20 protein-coding genes are annotated in these 23695 nt (G+C 56.8%); 12 read left to right on the top strand and 8 right to left on the bottom strand.

Features of this window, described 5'->3' with window-relative positions; translation table 11 throughout:
- Window positions 1-64: 64 nt before the first annotated feature.
- The 3 genes from mtnN to B2Q93_RS21010 are packed head-to-tail and all read left to right on the top strand — an operon-like array spanning window position 65 to window position 2200.
- The gene (gene mtnN, locus B2Q93_RS21020; RefSeq protein ID WP_286808558.1) at window positions 65-763 is read left to right on the top strand and encodes a 5'-methylthioadenosine/S-adenosylhomocysteine nucleosidase; all 699 of its coding nucleotides are present in this window, start codon (window positions 65-67) and stop codon (window positions 761-763) included.
- Window positions 756-1556 carry a vitamin B12 ABC transporter substrate-binding protein BtuF gene (gene btuF, locus B2Q93_RS21015; protein WP_286934401.1) on the top strand — a complete coding sequence of 267 codons (801 nt, stop codon included), beginning with the start codon at window positions 756-758 and terminating at the stop codon, window positions 1554-1556. Before mtnN ends, btuF begins: the two co-directional genes overlap by 8 nt.
- Window positions 1557-1576: 20 nt before the next feature.
- The gene (locus B2Q93_RS21010; RefSeq protein ID WP_040077103.1) at window positions 1577-2200 is read left to right on the top strand and encodes a TRIC cation channel family protein; all 624 of its coding nucleotides are present in this window, start codon (window positions 1577-1579) and stop codon (window positions 2198-2200) included.
- A gap of 54 nt (window positions 2201-2254) precedes the next feature.
- On the opposite strand, the gene erpA is transcribed toward B2Q93_RS21010, so the two are convergent.
- Both erpA and clcA read right to left on the bottom strand, forming a co-directional pair.
- Entirely contained in the window at window positions 2255-2599 is a 345-nt protein-coding gene (gene erpA / locus B2Q93_RS21005; protein WP_040077104.1) for an iron-sulfur cluster insertion protein ErpA, read from the bottom strand.
- Between the two features lie 80 nt (window positions 2600-2679).
- Window positions 2680-4068, bottom strand: a complete 1389-nt coding sequence (clcA, locus tag B2Q93_RS21000) for a H(+)/Cl(-) exchange transporter ClcA (protein ID WP_046884956.1) — start codon at window positions 4066-4068, stop codon at window positions 2680-2682.
- A 265-nt stretch (window positions 4069-4333) separates the two neighbouring features.
- Between clcA and hemL the strand changes: the two genes are divergently transcribed.
- Window positions 4334-5614 (top strand): glutamate-1-semialdehyde 2,1-aminomutase, encoded by a 1281-nt coding sequence (hemL, locus tag B2Q93_RS20995; protein ID WP_040077106.1) that lies wholly within the window; start codon window positions 4334-4336, stop codon window positions 5612-5614.
- Between the two features lie 278 nt (window positions 5615-5892).
- On the opposite strand, the gene fhuB is transcribed toward hemL, so the two are convergent.
- The 6 genes from fhuB to hrpB form a co-directional block, all read right to left on the bottom strand.
- Entirely contained in the window at window positions 5893-7875 is a 1983-nt protein-coding gene (fhuB, locus tag B2Q93_RS20990) for a Fe(3+)-hydroxamate ABC transporter permease FhuB (protein ID WP_286934400.1), read from the bottom strand.
- Window positions 7872-8762, bottom strand: a complete 891-nt coding sequence (gene fhuD, locus B2Q93_RS20985; RefSeq protein ID WP_412098725.1) for a Fe(3+)-hydroxamate ABC transporter substrate-binding protein FhuD — start codon at window positions 8760-8762, stop codon at window positions 7872-7874. Before fhuD ends, fhuB begins: the two co-directional genes overlap by 4 nt.
- Window positions 8762-9559, bottom strand: a complete 798-nt coding sequence (gene fhuC, locus B2Q93_RS20980; protein ID WP_040077109.1) for a Fe3+-hydroxamate ABC transporter ATP-binding protein FhuC — start codon at window positions 9557-9559, stop codon at window positions 8762-8764. Before fhuC ends, fhuD begins: the two co-directional genes overlap by 1 nt.
- A 48-nt stretch (window positions 9560-9607) precedes the next feature.
- Window positions 9608-11788 carry a ferrichrome porin FhuA gene (gene fhuA / locus B2Q93_RS20975; protein WP_212477178.1) on the bottom strand — a complete coding sequence of 727 codons (2181 nt, stop codon included), beginning with the start codon at window positions 11786-11788 and terminating at the stop codon, window positions 9608-9610.
- 234 nt (window positions 11789-12022) lie between these two features.
- Window positions 12023-14548 (bottom strand): bifunctional glycosyl transferase/transpeptidase, encoded by a 2526-nt coding sequence (mrcB, locus tag B2Q93_RS20970; protein ID WP_046884959.1) that lies wholly within the window; start codon window positions 14546-14548, stop codon window positions 12023-12025.
- A gap of 88 nt (window positions 14549-14636) precedes the next feature.
- Window positions 14637-17066 carry an ATP-dependent helicase HrpB gene (gene hrpB, locus B2Q93_RS20965; protein WP_286934398.1) on the bottom strand — a complete coding sequence of 810 codons (2430 nt, stop codon included), beginning with the start codon at window positions 17064-17066 and terminating at the stop codon, window positions 14637-14639.
- 73 nt (window positions 17067-17139) lie between these two features.
- Here hrpB and thpR point away from each other — a divergent pair, with 73 nt between their 5' ends.
- The 8 genes from thpR to panC all read left to right on the top strand — a co-directional run bounded on the left by thpR (window position 17140) and on the right by panC (window position 23688).
- Window positions 17140-17670, top strand: coding sequence for an RNA 2',3'-cyclic phosphodiesterase (gene thpR / locus B2Q93_RS20960; protein WP_040077114.1), 531 nt, complete (start codon window positions 17140-17142; stop codon window positions 17668-17670).
- Between the two features lie 12 nt (window positions 17671-17682).
- Entirely contained in the window at window positions 17683-18387 is a 705-nt protein-coding gene (gene sfsA, locus B2Q93_RS20955) for a DNA/RNA nuclease SfsA (protein ID WP_286808548.1), read from the top strand.
- Between the two features lie 175 nt (window positions 18388-18562).
- A complete protein-coding gene (dksA, locus tag B2Q93_RS20950; protein WP_012016093.1) occupies window positions 18563-19018 on the top strand; it encodes an RNA polymerase-binding protein DksA in 456 nt (151 codons plus the stop codon).
- A 71-nt stretch (window positions 19019-19089) separates the two neighbouring features.
- Entirely contained in the window at window positions 19090-19980 is an 891-nt protein-coding gene (gene gluQRS, locus B2Q93_RS20945; protein WP_286934395.1) for a tRNA glutamyl-Q(34) synthetase GluQRS, read from the top strand.
- 54 nt (window positions 19981-20034) lie between these two features.
- Window positions 20035-21432 (top strand): polynucleotide adenylyltransferase PcnB, encoded by a 1398-nt coding sequence (pcnB, locus tag B2Q93_RS20940; protein ID WP_207293808.1) that lies wholly within the window; start codon window positions 20035-20037, stop codon window positions 21430-21432.
- Window positions 21429-21908, top strand: a complete 480-nt coding sequence (gene folK / locus B2Q93_RS20935) for a 2-amino-4-hydroxy-6-hydroxymethyldihydropteridine diphosphokinase (RefSeq protein WP_046884963.1) — start codon at window positions 21429-21431, stop codon at window positions 21906-21908. Before pcnB ends, folK begins: the two co-directional genes overlap by 4 nt.
- A 122-nt stretch (window positions 21909-22030) precedes the next feature.
- On the top strand, window positions 22031-22822 hold the full coding sequence (panB, locus tag B2Q93_RS20930) for a 3-methyl-2-oxobutanoate hydroxymethyltransferase (RefSeq protein ID WP_040077119.1): 792 nt from the start codon (window positions 22031-22033) through the stop codon (window positions 22820-22822).
- A gap of 11 nt (window positions 22823-22833) precedes the next feature.
- Complete coding sequence (gene panC, locus B2Q93_RS20925) at window positions 22834-23688, top strand: pantoate--beta-alanine ligase (protein ID WP_040077120.1); 855 nt, start codon at window positions 22834-22836, stop codon at window positions 23686-23688.
- Window positions 23689-23695: the final 7 nt, after the last annotated feature.

The raw sequence follows: 23695 nt of genomic DNA, 5'->3' as shown, positions 1-23695 counted from the left end.
ATGCGTTTCCCCTGAAGCGCATGATAGACTATGCCTCTAATCATGGCACATCGCGAGTAAATCTATGAAAATCGGTATTATTGGAGCAATGGAAGAAGAAGTTACGCTGCTGCGTGACAAAATTGAGAACCGTCAGACCCTCACCCTGGGCGGCTGCGAGATCTATACCGGCCTGCTGAACGGAACTGAAGTTGCTCTGCTGAAATCCGGTATTGGTAAAGTGGCGGCCGCGCTGGGCACAACGCTGCTGTTAGAGTGCTGCAAGCCGGACGTGATTATCAATACTGGCTCCGCTGGCGGCCTGGCGCCGACTCTGAAAGTGGGCGATATCGTCGTCTCTGATGAAGCGCGTTATCACGATGCCGACGTCACCGCCTTTGGTTACGAGCTGGGTCAACTCCCTGGCTGCCCGGCAGGCTTCAAGGCCGATGAGAAGCTGGTTACCGCAGCAGAAAACTGCATCGCTGAGCTGAACCTGAACGCGGTACGTGGCCTGATTGTCAGCGGCGATGCCTTCATCAACGGCTCCGTCTCACTGGCGAAGATCCGCCATAACTTCCCACAGGCGATTGCCGTGGAGATGGAAGCGACCGCTATTGCCCATGTTTGTCATAACTTTAAAATGCCGTTTGTGGTGGTTCGCGCCATCTCCGACGTGGCCGATCAGCAATCTCACCTGAGTTTCGATGAGTTCCTCGTCGTGGCGGCTAAGCAGTCCAGCCTGATGGTTGAGACCCTGGTGCAGAAACTGGCGCGTGGTTAAGTCGCTTTACAGGGCGCTGTTCACCCTGCTTCTGCTCACACCGGCGTGGCTGAATGCTGCGCCGCGTGTTATTACCCTCTCCCCTGCCAATACCGAGCTGGCCTTTGCCGCTGGCATCACGCCGGTTGGCGTGAGTAGCTATTCCGACTATCCGCCCGCCGCGAAAACTATCGAGCAGGTTGCCACCTGGCAGGGGATGAACGTCGAACGCATTGTGGCGCTAAAACCGGATCTGGTGCTGGCCTGGCGCGGAGGGAATGCCGAGAGGCAGATCAATCAACTCTCCTCCCTGGGCATTAAGGTCGTCTGGGTTGACGCCATCAATATCGAACAGGTCGCGCAAGCGATTCGCGATCTCGCCCCCTACAGTCCAGCGCCGCAAAAAGCGGAACGCGCAGCCCAACAACTGCTGGATGACTATCAGGCGTTAAAAGCGAAATACAACACGCCATCGCGCAAACGCGTCTTCTTACAGTTCGGCAGCCAGCCCCTGTTTACCACGGGTGCCGGATCACTGCAGCACCAGGTTCTGGAGCTGTGTGGCGGGGAGAATATCTTCGCTGAAAGCCGGGTGCCCTGGCCGCAGGTGAGCCGCGAACAGGTGTTGATGCGCCATCCTCAGGCGATTGTCGTTGCCGGTGGGGCAGGCGAAATTCCCAAAATCGAGCAATACTGGCATAGCCAGCTAAAAATACCCGTGATTCCACTCACCAGCGACTGGTTTGAGCGTGCAGGCCCGCGTATTATCCTCGCCGCAAAACAACTCTGTTCTGCGCTGGCGCAGAGTCATTAATCACTTTCGGGGATTTAACGATGCTCGTTTACTGGCTGGATATTCTCGGTACAGCCGTTTTTGCGATTTCCGGCGTTCTGCTGGCCGGTAAATTACGCATGGACCCGTTTGGCGTTCTGGTGTTAGGGGTGGTTACAGCCGTGGGTGGTGGCACTATCCGCGATATGGCGCTCGATCATGGTCCGGTATTCTGGGTGAAAGATCCTACCGACCTGGTGGTGGCAATGGTTACCTGCCTGCTTACCATCGTACTGGTGCGTCAGCCGCGACGTCTACCGAAGTGGATTCTGCCCGTGCTGGATGCCGTGGGGCTGGCGGTCTTCGTCGGCATTGGCGTGAACAAAGCCTTTATGGCAGGAACCGGTCCGATGGTCGCTATCTGCATGGGTGTATTGACCGGAGTCGGTGGCGGGATTATTCGCGATATTCTGGCCCGCGAGGTGCCCATGATTTTGCGCACTGAAATTTACGCCACAGCCTGTATCGTTGGCGGCATCGTTCACGCCACCGCCTGGTATACCTTCGGCATGCCGCTTGAAAGCGCTGCCATGCTAGGGATGGTGGTCACCTTGACCATTCGTCTGGCGGCTATTCGCTGGCACCTGAAGCTACCTACTTTTGCGCTGGACGAAAACGGGCGCTGAAAAGCAAAACGGCAACCCAGAGGTTGCCGTTTTTGTCTTCTGCACCCTGCAATTTTAGATGCTGAAAGAGGAGCCGCACCCGCAGGTGCTCTTGGCGTTCGGGTTAGTTACCACGAAACGGGAGCCTTCCAGGCCTTCGGTGTAGTCCACCGCACCACCCACCAGATATTGCAGGCTCATCGGGTCGACCACCAGGGCCACGCCCTGCTTCTCAATGGTCATATCGCCATCGTTAATCTGATCGTCAAAGGTAAATCCATACTGGAAGCCGCTACAACCGCCACCGGTAATATAAACACGCAATTTCAGCGCCGGGTTATCTTCGTCGGCGATCAGGTCTTTTACTTTTTTAGCTGCTGCTTCAGTAAATTGCAGCGGCAGCGCGATGTCATCACTCATTTTATGCTCCCATGAATACTGCTATCGGGTTAAAAATCACCCAATTCTTGTTGTCATTATCTAATACCCTGGTATAGCAATCAAGTATTCTGCTCTGCCTCTTGCTTCGCCAGTGTGCGCGCAAGAATGGTGGAGTATAGCGGTTTACCGCCCAGGAATTGGGCTAATAGTGTCGCGCCGAGGCAGGTAATGATCATTGGCAAAATGAGCTGATAGTTGTCGGTCATCTCCAGCACCAGCACAATGCCGGTCAGAGGTGCGCGTAAAGAGGCCGCCAGCAACGCCCCCATTCCGGCAATGGCAAAGGTCCCGGCATCAAGATGATACGCCGGAAATCCAGCCGCAGCGGCCATGCCAAAGGCGGTACCCAACAGCGTGCCCAGCGCCAGCATGGGCGCAAAAATTCCGCCAGGCGCGCCTGACGAAAAACATAACACCGTGGTAACGACGCGGGAGAGAAACATAAACAGCAGCAGGCCGATGCTGAAATTACCGGCGGCCGCAATCGGGATTAAGCCAAAACCGCCACCTGCAGCATTCGGTTCGATAAACCCCAGGATACCGCATATCCCCCCGAGCAGGCCGCCAACCAGCACCCATTTGGTAGTGTTTCCGCCATGGATACGCTGGAACATATCCTGCGCCCGCAATATCAGCGTATTAAAAAGCGGCCCGACGATGCCAAAAATCATCCCCAACACCAGATAGAGCCACAGCGTATTCACCGGCGCGTTGGTCAGCTTGCCCACCTCTATCACCGCCCCTTCGCCATTGAAGATACGAAAGACGATGCTCGACATAATCACGCCGGTAAATACTGCCTTAATGGAGATCAGGTTGTAACGAAACTGGGCGCGCATCTCTTCAATGATAAATAAGATGCCTGCCAGCGGCGCATTAAACGCGGCGCTAAGGCCTGCCGCAGCCCCGGTAGCCAACAGGGTATGACGTGCTTCCGGGCTACGCATGCGAAAAATATCACCCACCATGCGCCCCACGTTCCCGCCCAGTTGAACCGTGGGCCCTTCTCGCCCAAGCACCATACCGGCACCGAGCGTTCCCATACCGCCGATAAACTTGACGGGCAGTACGCGCCACCAGCGCACCGGGCGCAGCTCTTCGAGCGCGCCTTCAATCTCCGGAATGCCCGATCCCCCCGCTTCAGGGGCAAACTTACGCACCAGGAAATAGCCTGTCGCCGCCAGGAGCGCGGACAGCCCAAAGGCCAGGCCCCACACCAGCCAACTGCGATCGGCATAGCTTGCAACGGTGCCAATACGCCAGTTCAGCACTATGTTGACCGCTTTTTCGAAAGCGACGCCAACGAACCCTGCCAGGGTACCCACCACCGCAGCGGCAAGCAGGATCGCCAAAGGCGTTTTATCACGGTTAAGCAAGCGGCGTATGCTGATACGCTGCCGGGCACGTGCCAGCTGCTGTTGTTCAAAAGAGGGAGTATCTGTTTTCATGGTCTGTTCTTATTGATCATACAAATATCCGGAGGGATTCTACCAGACGTATCCCGTCTGGCCTGCAAAAGTGCTGAATAAAATCGCAAATGAATGTGGCTAAAATGTTTACCCCAATCATTCGGGCGGCCGGGCAAAAAATGCAGGGACGAGCCGGGTAGTCAGGCCAACACACAAGCAACTTGAGGTATCACGGGTATATAACCTTCTGCGAATCACTTAGAATAGTGTGCTTAATCATTTTATACGAACCAGGAACGACGCCATGAGCAAGTCAGAAACGCTTTACAGCGCTGCCCGCGAACTTATCCCGGGTGGTGTTAACTCCCCAGTACGCGCTTTTACCGGCGTAGGCGGTACGCCGCTGTTTATTGAACGTGCGGACGGCGCATACCTGTACGATGTGGATGGTAAAGCCTATATCGACTACGTCGGTTCGTGGGGCCCGATGGTGCTGGGACACAACCACCCGACCATTCGCAACGCGGTGATCGAAGCCGCGCAGCGCGGCTTAAGCTTCGGCGCACCGACCGAAATGGAGGTCAAAATGGCCGCCCTGGTCACCGAGTTGGTTCCGACCATGGATATGGTGCGTATGGTGAACTCTGGTACCGAAGCGACCATGAGCGCAATCCGCCTGGCGCGTGGCTTTACTGGTCGCGACAAGATCATCAAATTTGAAGGTTGTTACCACGGCCACGCTGACTGCCTGCTGGTCAAAGCCGGTTCCGGTGCCCTGACTCTCGGTCAGCCGAACTCGCCGGGCGTTCCGGCGGATTTCGCGAAGCATACCCTGACCTGCACCTATAACGATCTCGACTCCGTGCGCGCGGCCTTTGAGCAATACCCGCAGGAGATCGCCTGTATCATCGTAGAGCCTGTTGCCGGCAATATGAACTGCATTCCACCGCAGCCTGAATTCCTGCCTGGCCTGCGTGCCCTGTGCGACGAGTTTAATGCCCTGCTGATCATCGATGAAGTCATGACCGGTTTCCGTGTCGCATTAGCGGGTGCCCAGTCTTACTACAACGTGGTGCCAGACCTGACCTGCCTCGGTAAAATCATCGGCGGCGGTATGCCGGTAGGGGCCTTTGGTGGCCGTAAAGAGGTGATGGATGCGCTGGCGCCTACCGGGCCGGTCTACCAGGCGGGCACGCTTTCCGGCAACCCGATTGCGATGGCGGCGGGCTTTGCCTGCCTGACCGAAGTGGCCCAGCCGGGTGTTCATGAGACCCTGAGCGACCTGACCACGCAGTTAGCAAACGGCCTGCTGGAAGCGGCACAAGAAGCCGGTATTCCGCTGGTGGTAAACCATGTGGGCGGCATGTTTGGCCTCTTCTTTACCGATGCCGCAACCGTGACCTGCTATCAGGATGTTGTGAAGTGCGACGTGGAGCGTTTCAAACGTTTCTTCCACCTGATGCTAGAAGAGGGTGTCTACCTGGCGCCGTCGGCGTTTGAGGCGGGCTTTATGTCAGTTGCGCATAGCGTTGAGGATATCAATAACACCATTGATGCCGCGCGCAGAGTGTTCGCGAAGCTCTAAGGGCCTGATGCCCTCACCCTGGCCCTCTCCCACAGGGAGAGGGTACAAATACTAAAAACGGCAACCAGAGGTTGCCGTTTTGCTTTGACCCGGTGCAGTCTGGTGCCCTCACCCTGGCCCTATCCCACGGGGAGAGGGTACAAATACTAAAAACGGCAACCAGAGGTTGCCGTTTTGCTTTGACCCGGTGCGGTCTGGTGCCCTCACCCTGACCCTCTCCCACGGGGAGAGGGTACAAACACTAAAAACGGCAACCTGAGGTTGCCGTTTTGCTTTTATTATCTGCTCTGCTTTCTCAGCAGCCAGATAAAGTACGGCGCGCCGATAAAGGTCGACAGCAGACCCGCCGGGATCTGATAAGGGAAAAGCACCATTCGCCCGCACCAGTCCGCGAACACCAGCAAAATACCCCCCGTCAGCGCCGACATCACAATGTGCGGCATCGTACGACGAAAACCCAGCATACGGGCAATGTGCGGCGCCATCAGGCCGATAAAGCTCAACGGGCCGATGGTCATGGTCGCTGTGGCGGTCAGGCACGCCGCCAGTAAGAGTAAGCCCACGCGAGACGGCGTCAGCGCTATGCCTACCGCCCGGGCGGTGTCGCCCCCCAGCGGCAGCACCGTCAGCCAGCGACGACAAAGTGGCACGATAGCCATAAGCACCACCAGCGCGATGCCCGTGCTCACCACCTGCGCGGTAGAGGCGTTATAGGTAGACCCCGCAAGCCAGGTGAGGATCTGCGCCATACGCGGGTCACCACTGGCCTGCAGCATCATTAACAGCATGGTAAAGGCAGTGCTGAGCGCCATCCCGGCCAGCAGCATACGGTGAGGCGAAAAGCCCCCGCGCCCGGCCGAGACCATAATGATCAGCAGGGTTACCGCCGCACCCAAGCTGCCCGCCGGCATCAGCCAGCCGAAGGCATTGCCAGGGACGAAGAAAAGCATTAAGACGACGCCGAAGGCCGCGCCAGAGCTGATACCCAGCACTTCCGGGCTCGCCATCGGGTTGCCGGTCAGGCGCTGAATAATACAGCCCGCGACCGCCAGCATTACCCCGGCAATCAGCGCCGCCATGACCCGCGACCAGCGCCACGGCATCAGCTCATCCAGCAGCGCCCCGCTCGCCCAGTGCCAGCCTGCGGCATCACGCCCAAAGGCCAGCGCGGCCATCACCGCCAGTAACAGCAGCAGGCCGCCCCCCAGGGCATACCACAGCACGTGATGACGTTCGGCAGCAACATGGTTCCCGGCGTTCATCGCGGGCGCGCTCATGCTTCGCAGGCGCGGCAGGAGCCACAGCAGCAGCGGTGCCCCCACGATCGCCGTCACGGAGCCGGTCGAGACCTCCATCCATACGCGGGTTAGCCACAAAATAATCTGATCTGACAGCCAGAGGATAAGGGCCCCAATCAGGGGAGCGACCAGCAGCCGGGTTAGCAGGCGACGGGCACCGACCATTTTCGCCAGCAATGGCGCAAACAGGCCGATAAAACCAATGATCCCGACGGCATTGACCAACAGGGCGCTGATCACAATCGCTAGCGTCAGCGCGGCCAGACGCGCCAGCGACAGCGCCAGCCCGAGATTACGCGCCACGCCGTCATCCAGCCCCATCAACGTCAGCGGACGCAGCAGTAACAGCGTGAGCAAGACGCCGCCCAGCAGTTGCGGCCACAGCCGCTGCACAATGCTCCAGTCGGTCTGCGTTAGCGTACCGGTACTCCAGAGGAACATGCTTTGCAATTCATCGTGATGGAAGATCACCAGCAGCTGGTTGATCGCACCGCAGTAAAGACTGACGACCAGACCGGCAAGGATCAGCGTCACCGGTGATAACCGCTTGCCCCAGGCCACGCCAAAGACCAGCGCACCGACCACGCAGGCGCCAATCAGCGCCGCGAACTGCGGTGCCAGTGCGCCCGGCAGCGCCCACAGGGTGGCGATAGTCATCCCCAACTGCGCGCCGGTCGCCACCCCCAGGGTGGTGGGTTCCGCCAGGGGATTGCGTAGCACTTGCTGGAACAGTACCCCCACCAGGCCCAGGCCTGCCCCCACCAGCAGCGAGATCACCAGACGCGGCAACAGGCTGTAGTGGAAGATCATCTGTTCGATCTTATCAATATTTGGCGCAACAACCGCTTCGCCCCACTGGGCTCGCGGCAACGCGGTCGTCAGGTTGCTCCAGGTTAAACCCAGCGCCAGCACAAACAGCGCGACCAGCAGTAGCCCCGGCAGCAATGTTATCCGTGATTTCATGCTTTGCCTCCCAGTGCGCTATCCAGTACCCGGGCAAAGTGCATCGCCGACAGGGTCGCGCCGTAGAACCACACGGCCGGTACGCGCTGGAAACGCTGCTGGCGGACAAAGGGCATCGCCTGCCATAGCGGGGTTTTCATCAATGTCTGCATTTCACGCTCATTGCCATGATCAAAACAGAGCACATCGACATCACGAAACGCCGCCAGCCTGTCAATGCCTATCGCGGTGCTGCCCCAGAAGGTCATCTCCCCTTCCCAGGCATTATTTATCCCGTAGCGATCCATCACCTCCTGGAAGAGGCAGTTTTTGCCGAACACCAGTACGTGGCGGGCGTCCAGCAGCGTAATCATTAGCAGAGGCCGATCGCCGCGCCCGGCAAAGCGCGGTTTGTAGCTATCAATGACGCTGTCGAAGTGATCAAGATGCTGACGGGCAGCGGCCTCCAGGTTTAACAGCTGGGCCATCTCGTTAAGCGAGTGACGCGCTTGCGTTAGCGGAGCTTTCCCGTCGCTAAACGAGAACCCCCGGCCTGGCGCAATCCGCGCCAGCTTCTCCTCTGAGGGGCCATACCCTGCCGACCATACCAGATAGGAGGGTTTCATTTGCGTCAGCAATTCGAGATTGGGCTCGGTGCGCAAACCGATGTCGATGACCGAGTCAGGGAGGCTGGGCTCGTTTACCCACAGCCGATAGTTGGGGATATCCGCAACGCCATAAGGCGTGACGCCGAGCGCGAGCAACAGCTCAACGGGCAGCCACTCCAGGGCGACAATACGGTCGTTATTGATGGCGGCTGCGGCATGCGCGGTGCCCATTTTCCAGAGCAACGGCGAAAGGGCCATCGCCGTCAACAACCGACGGCGGCTAATCGTTAAATCAGACATCAATAGACAAAGCTCACCGGTGCCGCCCCGGCAGGGTGCGGCAGAATGCCCATCGGAATACCGTAAATGGTTTCCAGCGTCTCACTGCGCATCAGCTCTGAAGGCGTGCCCTGGGCAATCATTTCCCCCCCGCGCAGCGCCACCAGATAATCACAGTAGCGGGCGGCCATGTTGATATCATGCAGCACCGCAATGACCGTTAGCCCACGCTGCTGGCTTAAACGATGCACCAACGCCAGCACATCGACCTGATGGGCGATATCCAGTGCGGAGGTAGGTTCATCCAGCAGCAGACAACGGCTATCTTGCGCCACCAGCATCGCGATCCACGCCCGCTGCCGTTCACCGCCAGAGAGGCTATCAACCAGGCGATGTGCCAGTGGTTTTAATCCCACCAGGGCGATGGCTTCTTCCACTTTTTCACGGTCGGCTACGCCAAAACGTCCCAACGCCCCATGCCACGGATAACGCCCAATCGCGACCAGCTCGCGCACGGTCATCCCTTCGGCCTGCGGCAGTTGCTGCGGCAGATAGGCCACCTTGCGGGCAAAGGCCTTACTGCTCCAGCTTTCCAGTGGCTGTCCATCCAGCAAAATATCGCCTTCTGATGGCGGCTGATGACGACCAAGCATTTTCAGTAAGGTGGATTTGCCGGAGCCGTTATGACCGATCAGACCGGTGACCTGGCCTGCAGGAAAGGTCAGCGAAAGGGGGTGCAGCAGCGTGCGCCCAGGCACGCGAAAGGAGGTGGCATTTAGCGAAAAGGTTGTATCGGATTGCGTTGTTTTGTCCTGCATCGTAGCCAACTTAGTAAAAGGGCACGGCGAACCGTGCCCGAAGAAAGATTAGAAGCGGAAGGTCGCGGTGGCGACAACCTGGCGTTCAGCACCCCAGAAGCAGCCGTAGGTATTGAAGCAGCTTGCGACGTATTCACGATCGAACAGGTTGTTGACGTTAACCGCAACGCTGGATCCAGCAAGCCCCAGACGTGCAAGATCATATTTCACGACAGCATCCATGACCGTTGAACTCCCCACTTTGAAGGTGTTATCAGGATCGCCGTAACTGCTACCCACATAACGACCACCGGTACCTAAGGTTAACCCTGAAAGCGCGCCTTCATAGAAGGTGTAATCGCCCCACAGAGACGCCATATTTTTAGGAACCTGAACAGGGGTCAAACCTTTGTACGTTGTGTCATCGGTGTACTCTGCATCCGTATAGGTATAAGAAGCCGTCAGGTTAATGTTGGCATTCACCGCTGCTTTTGCTTCTAACTCTACGCCACGAGAACGCACTTCACCTGCAGCAACTTGTGCAAACGGATTCGTGGGATCGGTGGTTAAGTTATTCGTTTTGGTGAGTTCATATACCGCAGCAGTCACGACGACCGGCAGCTCTTTTGGAATGTATTTTACACCGGCCTCGTATTGCTTACCTTTAGACGGAGCATACGCGACGTTGTCAGCAGGCGTAGCAGCCCAAGCTTTTGACGGGTTTGGTTCGAACGATTCGCTGTAGCTGAAGTACGGGGTAATACCGTTGTCAAAGAGATAGTTAATCCCTGCACGCCAGGTAAACTGCTCATCGTTACGTTCAACTTTTTGACCGCTTGAACGGATGGTAGTTGCCTGCTTAGACCAGTCGTAACGACCGCCCAGCGTGGCAACCCATTTCTCCCACTCCAGTTGATCCTGGACATACAGACCGGTTTGGTGTTGGGTATTGAGCTGGAATGGTTGTGCATCCGGGAAATCTACATCGGTATACACTGGATTATTCATATCCAGCGTAGGCGCTGTGCCGTAGGCATTATCGATATCATTATGCAGACGTGAATAGTCGATACCTGTCAGCAAAGTATGCGCAACTTCACCCGTACCGAATTTACTCTCCAGCTGCGTGTCTACGCCAAAATCGTTGTAACGCTCATCAGAAACAATAATTGAACGCGTAAGTTGATTACCCGTTGCGCCGAAACCGTACACGCTCTGTTGAGATGTTTTGATTTGGCTATAACGTAAGTTTTGACGCACGGTGAAAGTGTCATCAAAACTATGTTCAAAGCTATATCCGACCATGCGCTGGTAACGAGAATAGGTGTTGTTGGGCGCATAATCGGTGAAGTTCACGGGAACACGAGAACCATCAGGTAACGGCTCAACAGTACCTTCTTTCGGTAACCAGCCGTAATAGCCCATTGAAGGATCGTTCTGAATATTTGCGCGCAGCGTCAGATTAGTTTTGTCATCAGGCTTCCAGCTAAATACCGGTGCGATGGCATAACGTTTTTGCTTTGAGAAATCCTGCTGTTGGTCATTAGAGCGGGCAAGACCGGTGAGACGATAAGAATAGATACCGTCGTCATCAAGAGAGTCACTGAAATCGAAACCGGTCTGGAACAGGTTATCCGTCCCCATCTTGAACTGAATTTCTTTTAATGGTTCCGATGTTGGGCTTTTGCTCACCATTGAGATCAACCCACCTGGGTTGCTTTTTCCATACAGCACTGAGGTTGGGCCGCGCATCATTTCTACGCGTTCCAGCATATAGGGATCAACTACAGCAGCACTGTAGTAATCACCCTGCAACTTGATGCCATCCAGGTAGTTGTTAGGCGTCGGGCCAGGTGTATAGAAACCACGAATAATAACGAAATCGTAAGAGGTTGAAGAACCACGCGTAGAAACCGCAGCACCCGGAGTATAGGCTAAGGCCTCTTTTACCGAACTCGGTTGACGGGTATCCATTTCTGCACGCGTCACGACTGAAACCGACTGCGGGGTTTTCTCAATCGGGGTATCGGTTTTCGTTGCGGTGGCCGAGTGTTTCGCCGCGATGGTCGCAGCGGGTCCCCATGCGCTCTCCTGTGGAGCTGGCGCTGCGGTAACGGTAATCGTCTCTTCTTTTTTCGGGGTTTCAGCGGCCTGTGCATAGGCAGACATGCCGCTAACCGCTGTGGCTACAACCACTGCGATTTTACGCAGTGAGTAATTGATTGGCTGAGCAGTTTTTGAAAGCGCCATTGGTATCTCTCTGAGCAAGAGTGAATGATAACGTAAACGAGAATTATTATTATGACCGCAGCATATTATGCGAAACGCTGGCGGCATAGCAAGCGAATAGCGGCCCTACGGAAATTGAGGGGATAAGAAATAAACAAGAGAAAAATGGGGGTTATAAAGAGGGAATAAACCGGTTAGAGAAATGTTTGTTTTAAGTGAAATCCCCCTCTCCTCTCGAAGAGGGGGTCTGGCACGTTAATTACCGCCGAACATATCCTTAATCCAGCCAGCGACACCGTCGCTCTCTTTCTTCTCATTCTGCTGCTGCGGCTGCTGTTGTTGCAGCTGCTGTTGCGGCTGAGAAGATTGCTCGAACGGGTTACCCGTGGGTTCCGGAGCGGCCTGCTGACACAGCGAATCTGGATTGCTGGTCCAGACCGGCAGGCTTCGCATCCCGCCGCCACAGACGAAGGTACCCGACTCATCCACGCCCATATCCACGATATCTTCCGGTGGCGTCAGAACTAACGGCACTGGCGACTGGTTAGTCAGATAGCGCTGATAGATAGACATCGCACCGCTGGCACCGTACAGCTTAGTGGGCTGGTTGTTATCACGACCCACCCAGGTAATCACCACTTCACGTCCATCAATACCGGCAAACCAGGTGTCGACGTTGTTATTGGTGGTACCGGTTTTACCCGCCAGATGCAGGCCCGGATACTTCGCGCCCAGCTGGCGCCCCGTACCACGCTGCACAACCTGCTGCATGGTCCACAACGTCATGTATGCCGCCTGCGCCGGAACGGCACGCTCCGCCTGCGGGAAGCTCTGATACAGCACCGTACCATCTTCGGCAATGACCGAACGCAGCGCGGAGAGAGGAGCGCGATTACCGCCGCTGGCGATGGTCTGGAACGCCTGCGCCACTTCGATTGGCGTCAGGTTCAGTGCGCCGAGGATCATCGCCGGAACCGGATGCAGCTGGTTTTTAGGCACACCCAGTTTTACCCAGGTATCGGTAATCGCCGGCAGGCCAAGCGCCATACCCAGGTTTACCGTCGGTACGTTCATGGAACGCGTCAACGCATCCACCAACATCACCTGTCCGCTGAACTGACGATCGTCGTTCTGCGGCGACCAGACCTGGCCATTCGGCTGGCGCAGAGAGATCGGCGCATCCGCAATCCAGGTGTTCAGGCGATACTGGTTCGGCTGGCTCAGCGCCGTCAGATAGGTGGCCGGTTTCGCCAGAGAACCAATCGAACGACGCGCCTGCATGGCACGGTTATAACCGGCATACTGCGGCTCTGCACCGCCTACCATGGCGCGCACTTCCCCGCTGTAGCGGTCAACCACCACCATCGCGGTTTCCAGGTCGCTCAGCTTACGCTGTTTCTTCAGGACCGGAATACCTTCCACGGCCGCTTTTTCCGCAGCATCCTGCGCCACGGAGTCGAACGTGGTGAAGATCTTCACGCCGGAGAGATCTTTCACTTTATCGCCAAGCTTCGCCTGCAACTCCTGACGAACCATCTGCATAAACGCAGGCTGCGGGGAGATAACGCCACCGCGCGGTTGTACGCCCAGCGGACGTGCGCTCAGCATTTCATACAGCTCCTGGTCGATCACTTGCTGCTGTTGCAGCAGGCGCAGCACCAGGTTACGACGCTCCAGCGCCAGTTTCGGGTTGCGCCATGGGTTGTAGATCGACGCCCCTTTCACCATGCCCACCAGCAGCGCCTGTTGGTCAAGGCTCAGCTCTTCGACCGGACGGCCAAAGTAGTACAGGCTCGCCAGCGGGAAACCACGGATCTCGTTATCGCCGCTCTGACCGAGGTACACCTCGTTCATATACAGTTCAAGGATACGATCCTTGCTGTAGCGGGCATCCATCAGGACTGCCATGTAGGCTTCGTTAGCCTTACGCCAGTACGAGCGCTCGCTGGAGAGGAACAGGTTTTTCACCAGCTGCTGGGTCAGGGTACTCGCCCCCTGCACCGTGCGGCCGGCCGTCAGGTTGGCCAGTACCGCACGGCCAATAGAGTAAAGACTCACCCCGTCATGCTCGTAGAAATGACGGTCTTCGGTTGCCAGCAGAGTATCGACCAGCAGATCCGGGAAGCCATTTCGCGCCACAAACAGGCGCTGCTCGCCGTTCGGCGAAGAGAGCATGGTGATCAGGCGCGGATCGAGACGGAAGAAACCGAACTGGCGGTTATTATCCATGTTCTCGATGGTATCCAGATGATCGCCATCGAAGGTCAGACGCGCGCGCACCTGCCCCTCTTTGCTGTCCGGGAAATCGAACGGACGGCGGATCATCTCAATGCTCTTCGCCTGCACGGTAAATTCGCCAGGACGCGTCATTTTCGTCACCTGACGATACTGCGTCGCCTCCAGCAGTTTGACCATCTCGTTCTTGCTGATGGACATGTCCGGCTCAAGGTTCACCATCCGCCCGTAAACGGCCGCAGGCAGTTGCCATACTTTACCGTCGATACGGCTACGGATTTTTTGATCCAGATAGACGCCATAGATCGCCATCAGGGCGATAAACACAATAAAGAGCTTCAGTAACAGCCAGAACCAGCCGCGTTTTCCACGAGGCTTACGCCCTTTGCCTTTTCCTTTGCGCGGCATCGGTTCTTCATCCTCATAATCGTCTTCATAGTCATCGTCGCGCTCTTCATTTCTGAGTCGACGACGGCTTACTTTCTCTTTTGCCGGACGCGTCGGTTTCCCTTTACGTCCAATAGGCTCGCGGTCATTCCCCGCCATGCTTTTTCTCCGCAACTATCAGGCGCAAAGGCCCGATTCTCTGTTCTTAATCCCGTAGGAGAAAGAAGAAATCTCTCAAATATAATGACTACGAATATTTCTTCGTCCGTCGTGTCGGTGCCGCGTTCGCCGGATCGTCCGGCCAGACATGTTTAGGGTAACGCCCCTTCATCTCTTTTTGCACCTCACGGTAGCTTCCTGCCCAGAATGCGCTCAGATCGCGGGTGATCTGCAGCGGACGCTGCGCCGGTGAAAGCAGCTCCAGTACCAGCGGGACACGCCCCTGCGCAATAGCCGGGGTAGTGGCTTCACCGAACATCTCCTGCATCCGCACGGCCAGCACGGGTGGATTATCTTCATGATAACGAATGGCTATCCGGCTTCCGGTTGGCACAGTGTAATGCTCTGGCAGCTCAGTATCCAGCCGTTGACGTAATGACCAGTCGGTCAGATTCTGTAACGCTGCCTTAACATCCAACGCTTTCAGGGCGCGCAAAGAGTGTACGCCACCCATTTGCGGCAGTAACCAGTTTTCGAGGTTGGCCAGCAGCGAGGCATCATCTACGGCAGGCCAGTCATATTCCGGCAACCAGCGAGCCGCACACAGCAGACGAAGACGAAATTGTTCGGCCTGCGGACTCCAGGTCAATACCTCCAGCCCCTTATCGCGGATGCCGTTCAGCATCGCCTGGTGCAACTCCTCTTCAGAAGGTTTAGCCAGCGGCTTCACGCTCAGGGTCAGGCGGCCGATTTGCGCCCGACGCAGCGCTTTTAGCGTGCCCTGTGTCTCGTCCCACTCAATGATATCGGACTGCTCAACCAGCTGCGGGCAGCGGCTGACCAGCGCCTCGATATCTACGGCAACGGCCTGCAGGATGCGGGCGTCTGGCGACTGGCTGCCCTGTAATAAGAGTGGCGCAATGAGCCACTCATGCCGCGTTAACCCGTCATCACGATCCAGCATCGCCCCCATGCCGTTCGCCAGCTGGTAACGGCCTTCCAGCCCGCGACGACGCGCCAGGCGATCCGGAAAGGCCCTGGCCAGCAGCGCCGGGATCCTGGCAGCATCGGGCGATCCGCCGTTACTGTTCAAACGCTTCATCAGCGTTTTAGCGCGCTGCTGCCAGCCTGGCTGATGGCGCGAAAATGCCAGCGCCAGATCGCTATTCCCTCCGCGTGGTGGCTCCTCAAGAATAGCCGCCAGTTTCGCCGCCGTGGCGATTTCATCGTCGCCCTTTGCCCCAGCCAGCATTGCAGCCAGCCGCGGGTCATTGCCCAGCGCCGCCATTTTCTGGCCAAAGGCGGTGAGCCGCTCGCCTGCCAGCGCCCCAAGCAGGGTAAGCAAGCGCCGTGCGGCAAGCAGGTTGACGGCTGGGGGGTGATCCAGCCAGCAGAGCTGGGTCGGATCCTGACACCCCCACTGCAATAGCTCCAGCAGCAGGCCACTCAGATCGCTTTGCAGGATCTCCGGCGTGGCTTGCGCCGCCGCGCGTTCTGCCTGCTCAAATGGGATCAGATGCAGACAGATGCCCGGCTCCAGACGACCGGCGCGGCCTGCGCGCTGGGTCATCGACGCCTGACTGACACGCTGGGTGATAAGCTTCGTTAGCCCGGTGCGCGGATCGAACTGAGCTACGCGCTCCTGGGCGGTGTCGACCACCAGACGGATCCCTTCAATGGTCAGACTGGTTTCGGCAATATTGGTGGCCAGCACCACTTTACGCATCCCCTGCGCAGGCGGCAGGATCGCTTTACGCTGCTCGGCGAGCGTTAAGGCGCCGTAGAGTGGACAAAGCAGCACATCGCTTCCCACCCGGGAGGCGAGATGTTCCTGCACGCGCTGAATCTCTCGGGTGCCGGGCAAAAATAGCAACACGGATCCGCTCTCCTGACGCAGCAGCTCCGCGGTGGCAACGGCGACGGCCTCGTCGAAGCGCAGTTGCGCGGAAAGCGCCTGATAGCGGCGTTCCACCGGAAAGGTGCGTCCTTCAGAAGTGATAACTGGCGCATCCGGTAATAGCCGTTGCAGACGATCGTTATCCAGCGTCGCCGACATGATCAACAATTTCAGATCGTCGCGCAGCCCCTGCTGCACATCAAGCAGCAGTGCCAGCGCCAGATCGGCCTGCAGGCTGCGTTCGTGATACTCGTCAAGGATCACCAGACCGATGCCCGTCAGCTCAGGATCCTGCTGCAGCATCCGGGTGAGGATCCCTTCGGTCACCACCTCCAGCCGGGTGGCGTCACTGACGCAACTTTCGGCGCGCATTCGATAACCTACCGTCTCGCCCGGCTTCTCGCCCAAAAGTTCGGCCAGACGTTGCGCCACGTTTCGGGCAGCGAGCCGTCTTGGCTCCAGCAGTATGATTTTGCCCGGAATGAGGCCCTGGTTGAGGATTTGCAGCGGTAGCCACGTCGACTTACCTGCGCCAGTAGGGGCATTGAGCAATATCTGCGGCGCGTGTTGTAAGGCGGTGAGAAGTTCAGGAAGGACTGCGGCGACCGGCAACGAGGACACGTTTGGCTCCAGAGGGTTAACATTAGCGGGCGTACATTGTAGCATCGCCTCAAACCATAACCGAGCACCCCGAATGTCTGAGACGAAAAGGCTTTTTTTCGCCATTGAACTGCCCGCCCCGCTGCAGCGTAAGATTGTGCGCTGGCGCGCCGAGAACTTCGTACCTGAGGCAGGACGTCCGGTGCAGGCAGCGAATCTGCACTTGACGCTGGCTTTCCTCGGCGAGGTGAGCGATGAAAAGCGGCAGGCGCTGGCAGCCATGGCGGGTCGTATTCGCCAGCCGGGGTTTACCCTGCAGCTTGACGATGCCGGACAGTGGCTGCGTTCCCGCGTCGTCTGGCTGGGCACTCGCCAGCCGCCGCGCGGTTTATTGCAACTCGCCAGTATGCTGCGGGCGCAGGCTGCACGCAGCGGCTGTTATCAAAGCCCCCAGCCATTTCATCCGCATATCACTCTGCTGCGCGATGCCAGCCACGCGGTAGCCATTCCGCCTCCGGGGTTTTCCTGGCACTTTCCGGTCACAGATTTCGTACTTTATGAGAGCGTGTTCGCCCGCGGGCGCACCCGCTATACGCCGCTTCAGCGCTGGACGCTGAACGAGTAATAAGGAATTTACATGCAGTTTATCCCGGCCTTACAACCCGCTACCCTGGTTCAGCGCTACAAACGCTTTCTTGCCGATGTGGTCACGCCTGAGGGGGAGACCCTCACCCTGCACTGCCCGAATACCGGCGCGATGACCGGTTGCGCCACGCCGGGCGATACCGTCTGGTACTCCACCTCGCTTAATGCCAAACGCAAATATCCGCATACCTGGGAAATTACCCAAACCACGCAGGGGGCGTTTATATGCGTCAATACGCTACGGGCAAACCAGCTGGTAAAAGAGGCGATCGCCCTTGATATGGTTGCCGAACTGCGTGGCTACAGCAGTATCAAAAGTGAAGTGAAGTATGGCGCAGAGGGCAGCAGAATTGACTTTATGTTACAGGCAGAGGATCGCCCCGAGTGCTATATTGAAGTGAAATCAGTGACGTTAGCTGACCAAGATAACGGCTATTTTCCGGACGCGGTGACCCTGCGCGGTCAAAAGCATCTCCGGGAGTTGATAAGTGTAGCGGCGGCGGGCAAACGCGCCGTGTTGCTGTTTGCGGTTTTACACTCAGCAATTGAACGATTTTCACCTGCCCGCCATATTGACCCCAAATACGCGCAACTGTTGAATGAGGCACAAAAGCAGGGGGTGGAGGTTTTCGCTTATAAAGCGGAACTTTCTGCCGATAATATGACTCTGAGATCGGCTCTTCCCGTTACGTTTTAAGGGGCTAGTCGATTGACTATTAAGTATTCTGGTCGTGTGCGCAAATACGCTTTTCCTCACAGGCTTGTCAAGTGTTACGTTTAGATAATTGCCATCCGGAAAAGCATCTGCTATTTATAGCGGCCTGATTTTTCCCCCAACCGGGGATCGATAGTGCGTGTTAAGGAGAAGCAACATGCAAGAAGGGCAAAACCGTAAAACATCGTCCCTGAGTATTCTCGCCATCGCTGGGGTGGAGCCGTATCAAGAGAAGCCGGGCGAAGAGTATATGAACGAAGCCCAGCTGTCGCACTTCAAGCGAATCCTTGAAGCATGGCGTAATCAACTTAGGGATGAAGTGGATCGCACCGTTACACATATGCAGGACGAAGCTGCAAACTTCCCGGATCCGGTAGACCGTGCCGCTCAGGAAGAAGAGTTCAGCCTCGAACTGCGTAACCGTGACCGCGAACGCAAACTGATTAAAAAGATCGAGAAAACGCTGAAAAAAGTCGAAGACGAAGATTTCGGCTTTTGCGAATCCTGTGGTGTCGAAATCGGCATTCGTCGTCTGGAAGCGCGTCCTACAGCCGACCTGTGCATCGACTGCAAAACACTGGCAGAGATCCGCGAAAAACAGATGGCGGGTTAATCCCCGCTCTGTCAGCACGTTCACACAGGCGGGAGTCTCTCCCGCCTTGTTACTTTTAGTCTCCCGGTACCATGCCTGAATCTGACGATATTGGCCGCTTTGCCCCCTCGCCTTCGGGTGAGCTGCATTTCGGTTCCCTTATTGCTGCCCTCGGCAGCTATCTGCAAGCGCGAGCCCGCCGCGGTATCTGGCGTGTGCGGATTGAAGATATCGACCCCCCGCGTGAAGTTCCCGGTGCGGCAGAGACCATTCTGCGTCAGCTGGAACATTACGGCCTGCACTGGGATGGCGACATCCTTTGGCAATCTCAGCGCCATGAAGCCTACCGTGAACGCCTGGCCTGGCTACGCGAGCAAGGTTTTTCATACTATTGCACCTGCACCCGCGCCCGTATTCAGAGCGTGGGCGGCGTGTATGATGGCCATTGTCGTACCCTGAATAATGGCCCCGAAAACGCTGCCGTTCGATTAATGCAGCACCACCCTGTGACCCAGTTTCATGATGGTCTGCTTGGCGAAATCCACGCAGACGCGCGGTTGGCGTGCGAAGATTTTATCGTCCATCGTCGTGACGGGTTGTTTGCTTATAACCTGGCGGTGGTGGTCGATGATCATTTCCAGGGCGTGACGGAAATTGTGCGCGGTGCCGATCTGATTGAACCCACCGTGCGCCAGATTTCGCTCTATCAGCAGTTCGGCTGGGCGATCCCTGATTATGTCCATCTGCCGTTAGCATTGAATCGCGAAGGGTTAAAGTTATCAAAGCAGAACCATGCCCCGGCATTGCCGAAAGGCGATCCTCGCCCTGTGCTTATCAATGCTTTACAATTTCTAAACCAGGATGTAACACATGAGTGGCAGGATTTGCGAACCGAAGAATTGCTGCAAAAAGCCATTGAAGGCTGGACGCTAAATAGCGTGCCGAAAATCCAGCATTCTCAAACGCGTCTCGCTGAGCTATGATTAGCCGCTATTTTTTTGTCCTGAAGCCTGACACACACACTACCGAGGTGCACTATTTTTACCCGAGTCGCTAATTTTTGCCGTAAGGTGCTAAGCCGCGATGAGAGCATGGCGGACGACGTCATTGCTCAACACTCTATGTCGGTTATTCCGCGCGAGCAGCATGCTATTTCCCGCAAAGATATCAGTGAAAATGCCCTCAAGGTACTTTATCGCCTGAATAAAGCGGGTTACGAAGCTTATCTCGTAGGGGGTGGCGTGCGCGATCTGCTGCTTGGCAAAAAACCAAAAGATTTCGACGTGACCACCAGTGCCACGCCGGAGCAGGTGCGTAAATTATTCCGCAACTGCCGGCTGGTTGGTCGTCGCTTCCGTCTCGCCCACGTCATGTTTGGGCCTGAAATCATTGAAGTCGCCACTTTCCGTGGGCACCACGAAGGCACGCCAACTGACCGCACAACCTCCCAGCGCGGCCAGAACGGTATGCTGCTGCGTGACAATATCTTCGGCAATATCGAAGAAGATGCCCAGCGCCGCGACTTTACCATCAACAGCCTTTACTACAGCGTGGCGGACTTTACCGTTCGCGATTACGTCGGCGGTATGCAGGATCTGAAAGAGGGAATGATTCGCCTGATCGGCAATCCTGAAACCCGCTATCGAGAAGATCCGGTGCGCATGCTGCGCGCGGTACGTTTCGCCGCTAAGCTCGGAATGCGTATCAGCCCGGAAACTGCCGAGCCGATCCCACGTCTGGCAACGCTTATCAACGATGTGCCGCCGGCACGTCTGTTTGAAGAGGCATTGAAACTGCTGCAGGCAGGCTACGGCTTCGAAACCTATAAGCTTCTGCGTGAATACAGCCTGTTCCAGCCGCTGTTCCCAATCATTACCCGCAACTTCACCGAGCAGGGTGATAGCGCCATGGAGCGCATCATCAATCAGGTGCTGAAGAATACCGACACCCGCATTCACAGCGATATGCGCGTTAACCCGGCCTTCCTCTTTGCGGCGATGTTCTGGTATCCGCTGCTGGAAACGGCGCAGAAAATTGCGCAGGAGAGCGGTCTCGCCTATTACGACGCCTTTGCGCTGGCAACGAACGACGTGCTGGACGAAGCCTGCCGTTCGCTGGCCATTCCAAAACGCATTACCACCCTTATCCGTGATATCTGGCAGCTCCAGCTGCGTATGTCACGCCGTCAGGGTAAACGCGCCTGGAAGCTGATGGAACATCCAAAATTCCGCGCGGCTTACGATCTGCTGGCCCTGCGTGCCGAGGCTGAGAATAACCACGAGCTGCAGCGTCTGGCGCAGTGGTGGGGTGAGTTCCAGGTCTCTGCGCCGCCGGAGCAGAAAGATATGTTGACCGACCTGGGTGACGATCCGGAACCCCGCCGCCGTCATCGCCGTCCGCGTAAGCGTGCTCCGCGTCGCGAAGGGGCAGCATGACCCTCGCGTATATCGCCATCGGCAGCAATCTGGCCTCTCCGCTGGAGCAGGTTAATGCTGCCGTTCAGGCGCTGGGCGACATCCCGCAAAGTCGTATTGTCGCCCTTTCCGCTTTCTACCGTACACCTCCGCTTGGCCCGCAGGATCAGCCCGATTACCTCAATGCCGCTGTTGCGCTGGAGACCGCGCTCAGCCCCGACGCGTTGCTCGACCACACCCAGCGCATTGAGTTACAGCAAGGCCGCGTGCGTAAAGCCGAGCGCTGGGGACCCCGCACCCTGGATCTTGATATCATGCTGTTTGGGGATGCGGTGATCGCCACCGAACGTCTGACCGTGCCGCATTACGATATGAAAAATCGCGGGTTTATGCTCTGGCCGCTGGCTGAAATCGCCCCGCAGTTAACCTTTCCGGACGGTGAGTCCCTTACCGCCCTGCTGCAACGGCTGAACGCCGAAAAACCCGCACGCTGGTAGCCGTCTTTCTTTGTCGATTAACCATGAATAATTTATGGTTAATCGCTTAGCTAAAATCATTGTTCCCCCGAATCTTACTGTTAGAATGCGCAAAGATTTGCTTTGGGCTATCAGGAAACAGTATGAAACCAACCACCATCTCCGCATTGCAGAAATGCAAACAGGAAAAGCAGCGCTTCGCGACCATCACCGCCTATGACTACAGCTTCGCCAAACTCTTCGCCGAAGAGGGCATCAACGTCATGCTGGTGGGCGATTCGTTAGGGATGACGGTCCAGGGACATGACTCAACTCTGCCGGTAACGGTTGAAGATATTGCTTATCACACTCGCGCCGTGCGCCGTGGTGCTCCGGCTTGCTTGCTGCTCTCTGACCTGCCGTTTATGGCTTATGCGACGCCGGAGCAGGCCTTTGAAAACGCAGCAACCGTGATGCGTGCCGGGGCGAATATGGTCAAAATTGAAGGTGGTGCCTGGCTTATCGATACCATCAAAATGCTCACCGACCGTGCCGTACCCGTCTGTGGTCATCTGGGGCTTACGCCGCAGTCGGTCAATATCTTTGGCGGCTATAAAGTGCAGGGGCGCGGCGACGCAGCCCAGACGTTGTTCGACGACGCGAAAGCCATCGAAGCCGCGGGCGCACAGCTGCTGGTACTTGAATGCGTGCCGGTTGAACTGGCGAAACGTATTACCGATGCGCTCTCTATCCCCGTTATCGGGATTGGCGCGGGCAATGTGACCGACGGCCAGATCCTGGTGATGCACGACGCCTTCGGTATTACCGGCGGCCACATTCCAAAATTTGCAAAGAATTTCCTCAGTGAAGCGGGCGACATGCGCGCCGCAGTCAGGCAGTATATTACCGAGGTTGAATCCGGTGTTTACCCGGCTGAAGAACACAGTTTCCATTAAGGAGTCTCGTTGTGCTAATCATTGAAACCCTGCCGCTGCTCCGTCAGCACATCCGTCGTCTGCGTCAGGAAGGTAAACGTATCGCGCTGGTGCCTACAATGGGCAACCTGCACGACGGGCATATGAAGCTGGTAGACGAAGCTAAAGCCCGCGCCGATGTGGTGGTGGTGAGTATCTTCGTGAACCCGATGCAGTTCGACCGCGTCGACGACCTGGCGCGGTATCCGCGTACGTTGCAGGAGGATTGCGAGAAGCTGAATAAGCGTCACGTTGATTTGGTCTTCGCCCCGGCACCGAACGAAGTCTGGCCGAAAGGGACCGAGGAGACCACCTACGTCGACGTCCCTGGCATCTCCACAATGCTCGAAGGTGCCAGCCGCCCTGGCCACTTCCGCGGGGTCTCTACCGTCGTCAGTAAGCTTTTTAATCTGGTGCAGCCGGATATCGCCTGCTTTGGTGAGAAAGATTTCCAGCAGTTGGCACTGATTCGCAAGATGGTTGACGATCTGGGTTACGACATCGAGATTGTCGGCGTGCCAATTGTGCGCGCGAAAGATGGCCTGGCCCTGAGTTCACGCAATGGTTACCTCACCGCAGACCAGCGTAAACTGGCACCGGGTCTGTATAAAGTTATGAGCGACATGGTCGAGCAGCTGCAGCAAAAAGCATTGAGCAGCGAAGAGATTATTGCCATCGCTGAGCAGGCATTGAATGACAAGGGCTTTCGCGCGGATGATATCCAGATTCGGGACGCCGATACGCTGTTGGCGCTTTCGACAACCAGCAAACGCGCAGTCATTCTGGTTGCCGCCTGGCTGGGTCAGGCGCGGCTGATTGATAACACAGTAGTTGAACTGGCTCAGTAATGGCTGA

It is taken from the genome of Leclercia sp. UBA5958, assembly GCF_002430365.1.
GTDB lineage: Bacteria > Pseudomonadota > Gammaproteobacteria > Enterobacterales > Enterobacteriaceae > Enterobacter > Enterobacter pneumoniae.
The sequence above is the reverse complement of the archived record's forward strand: the minus strand, read 5'-3'. Positions and strand labels throughout refer to the sequence as shown.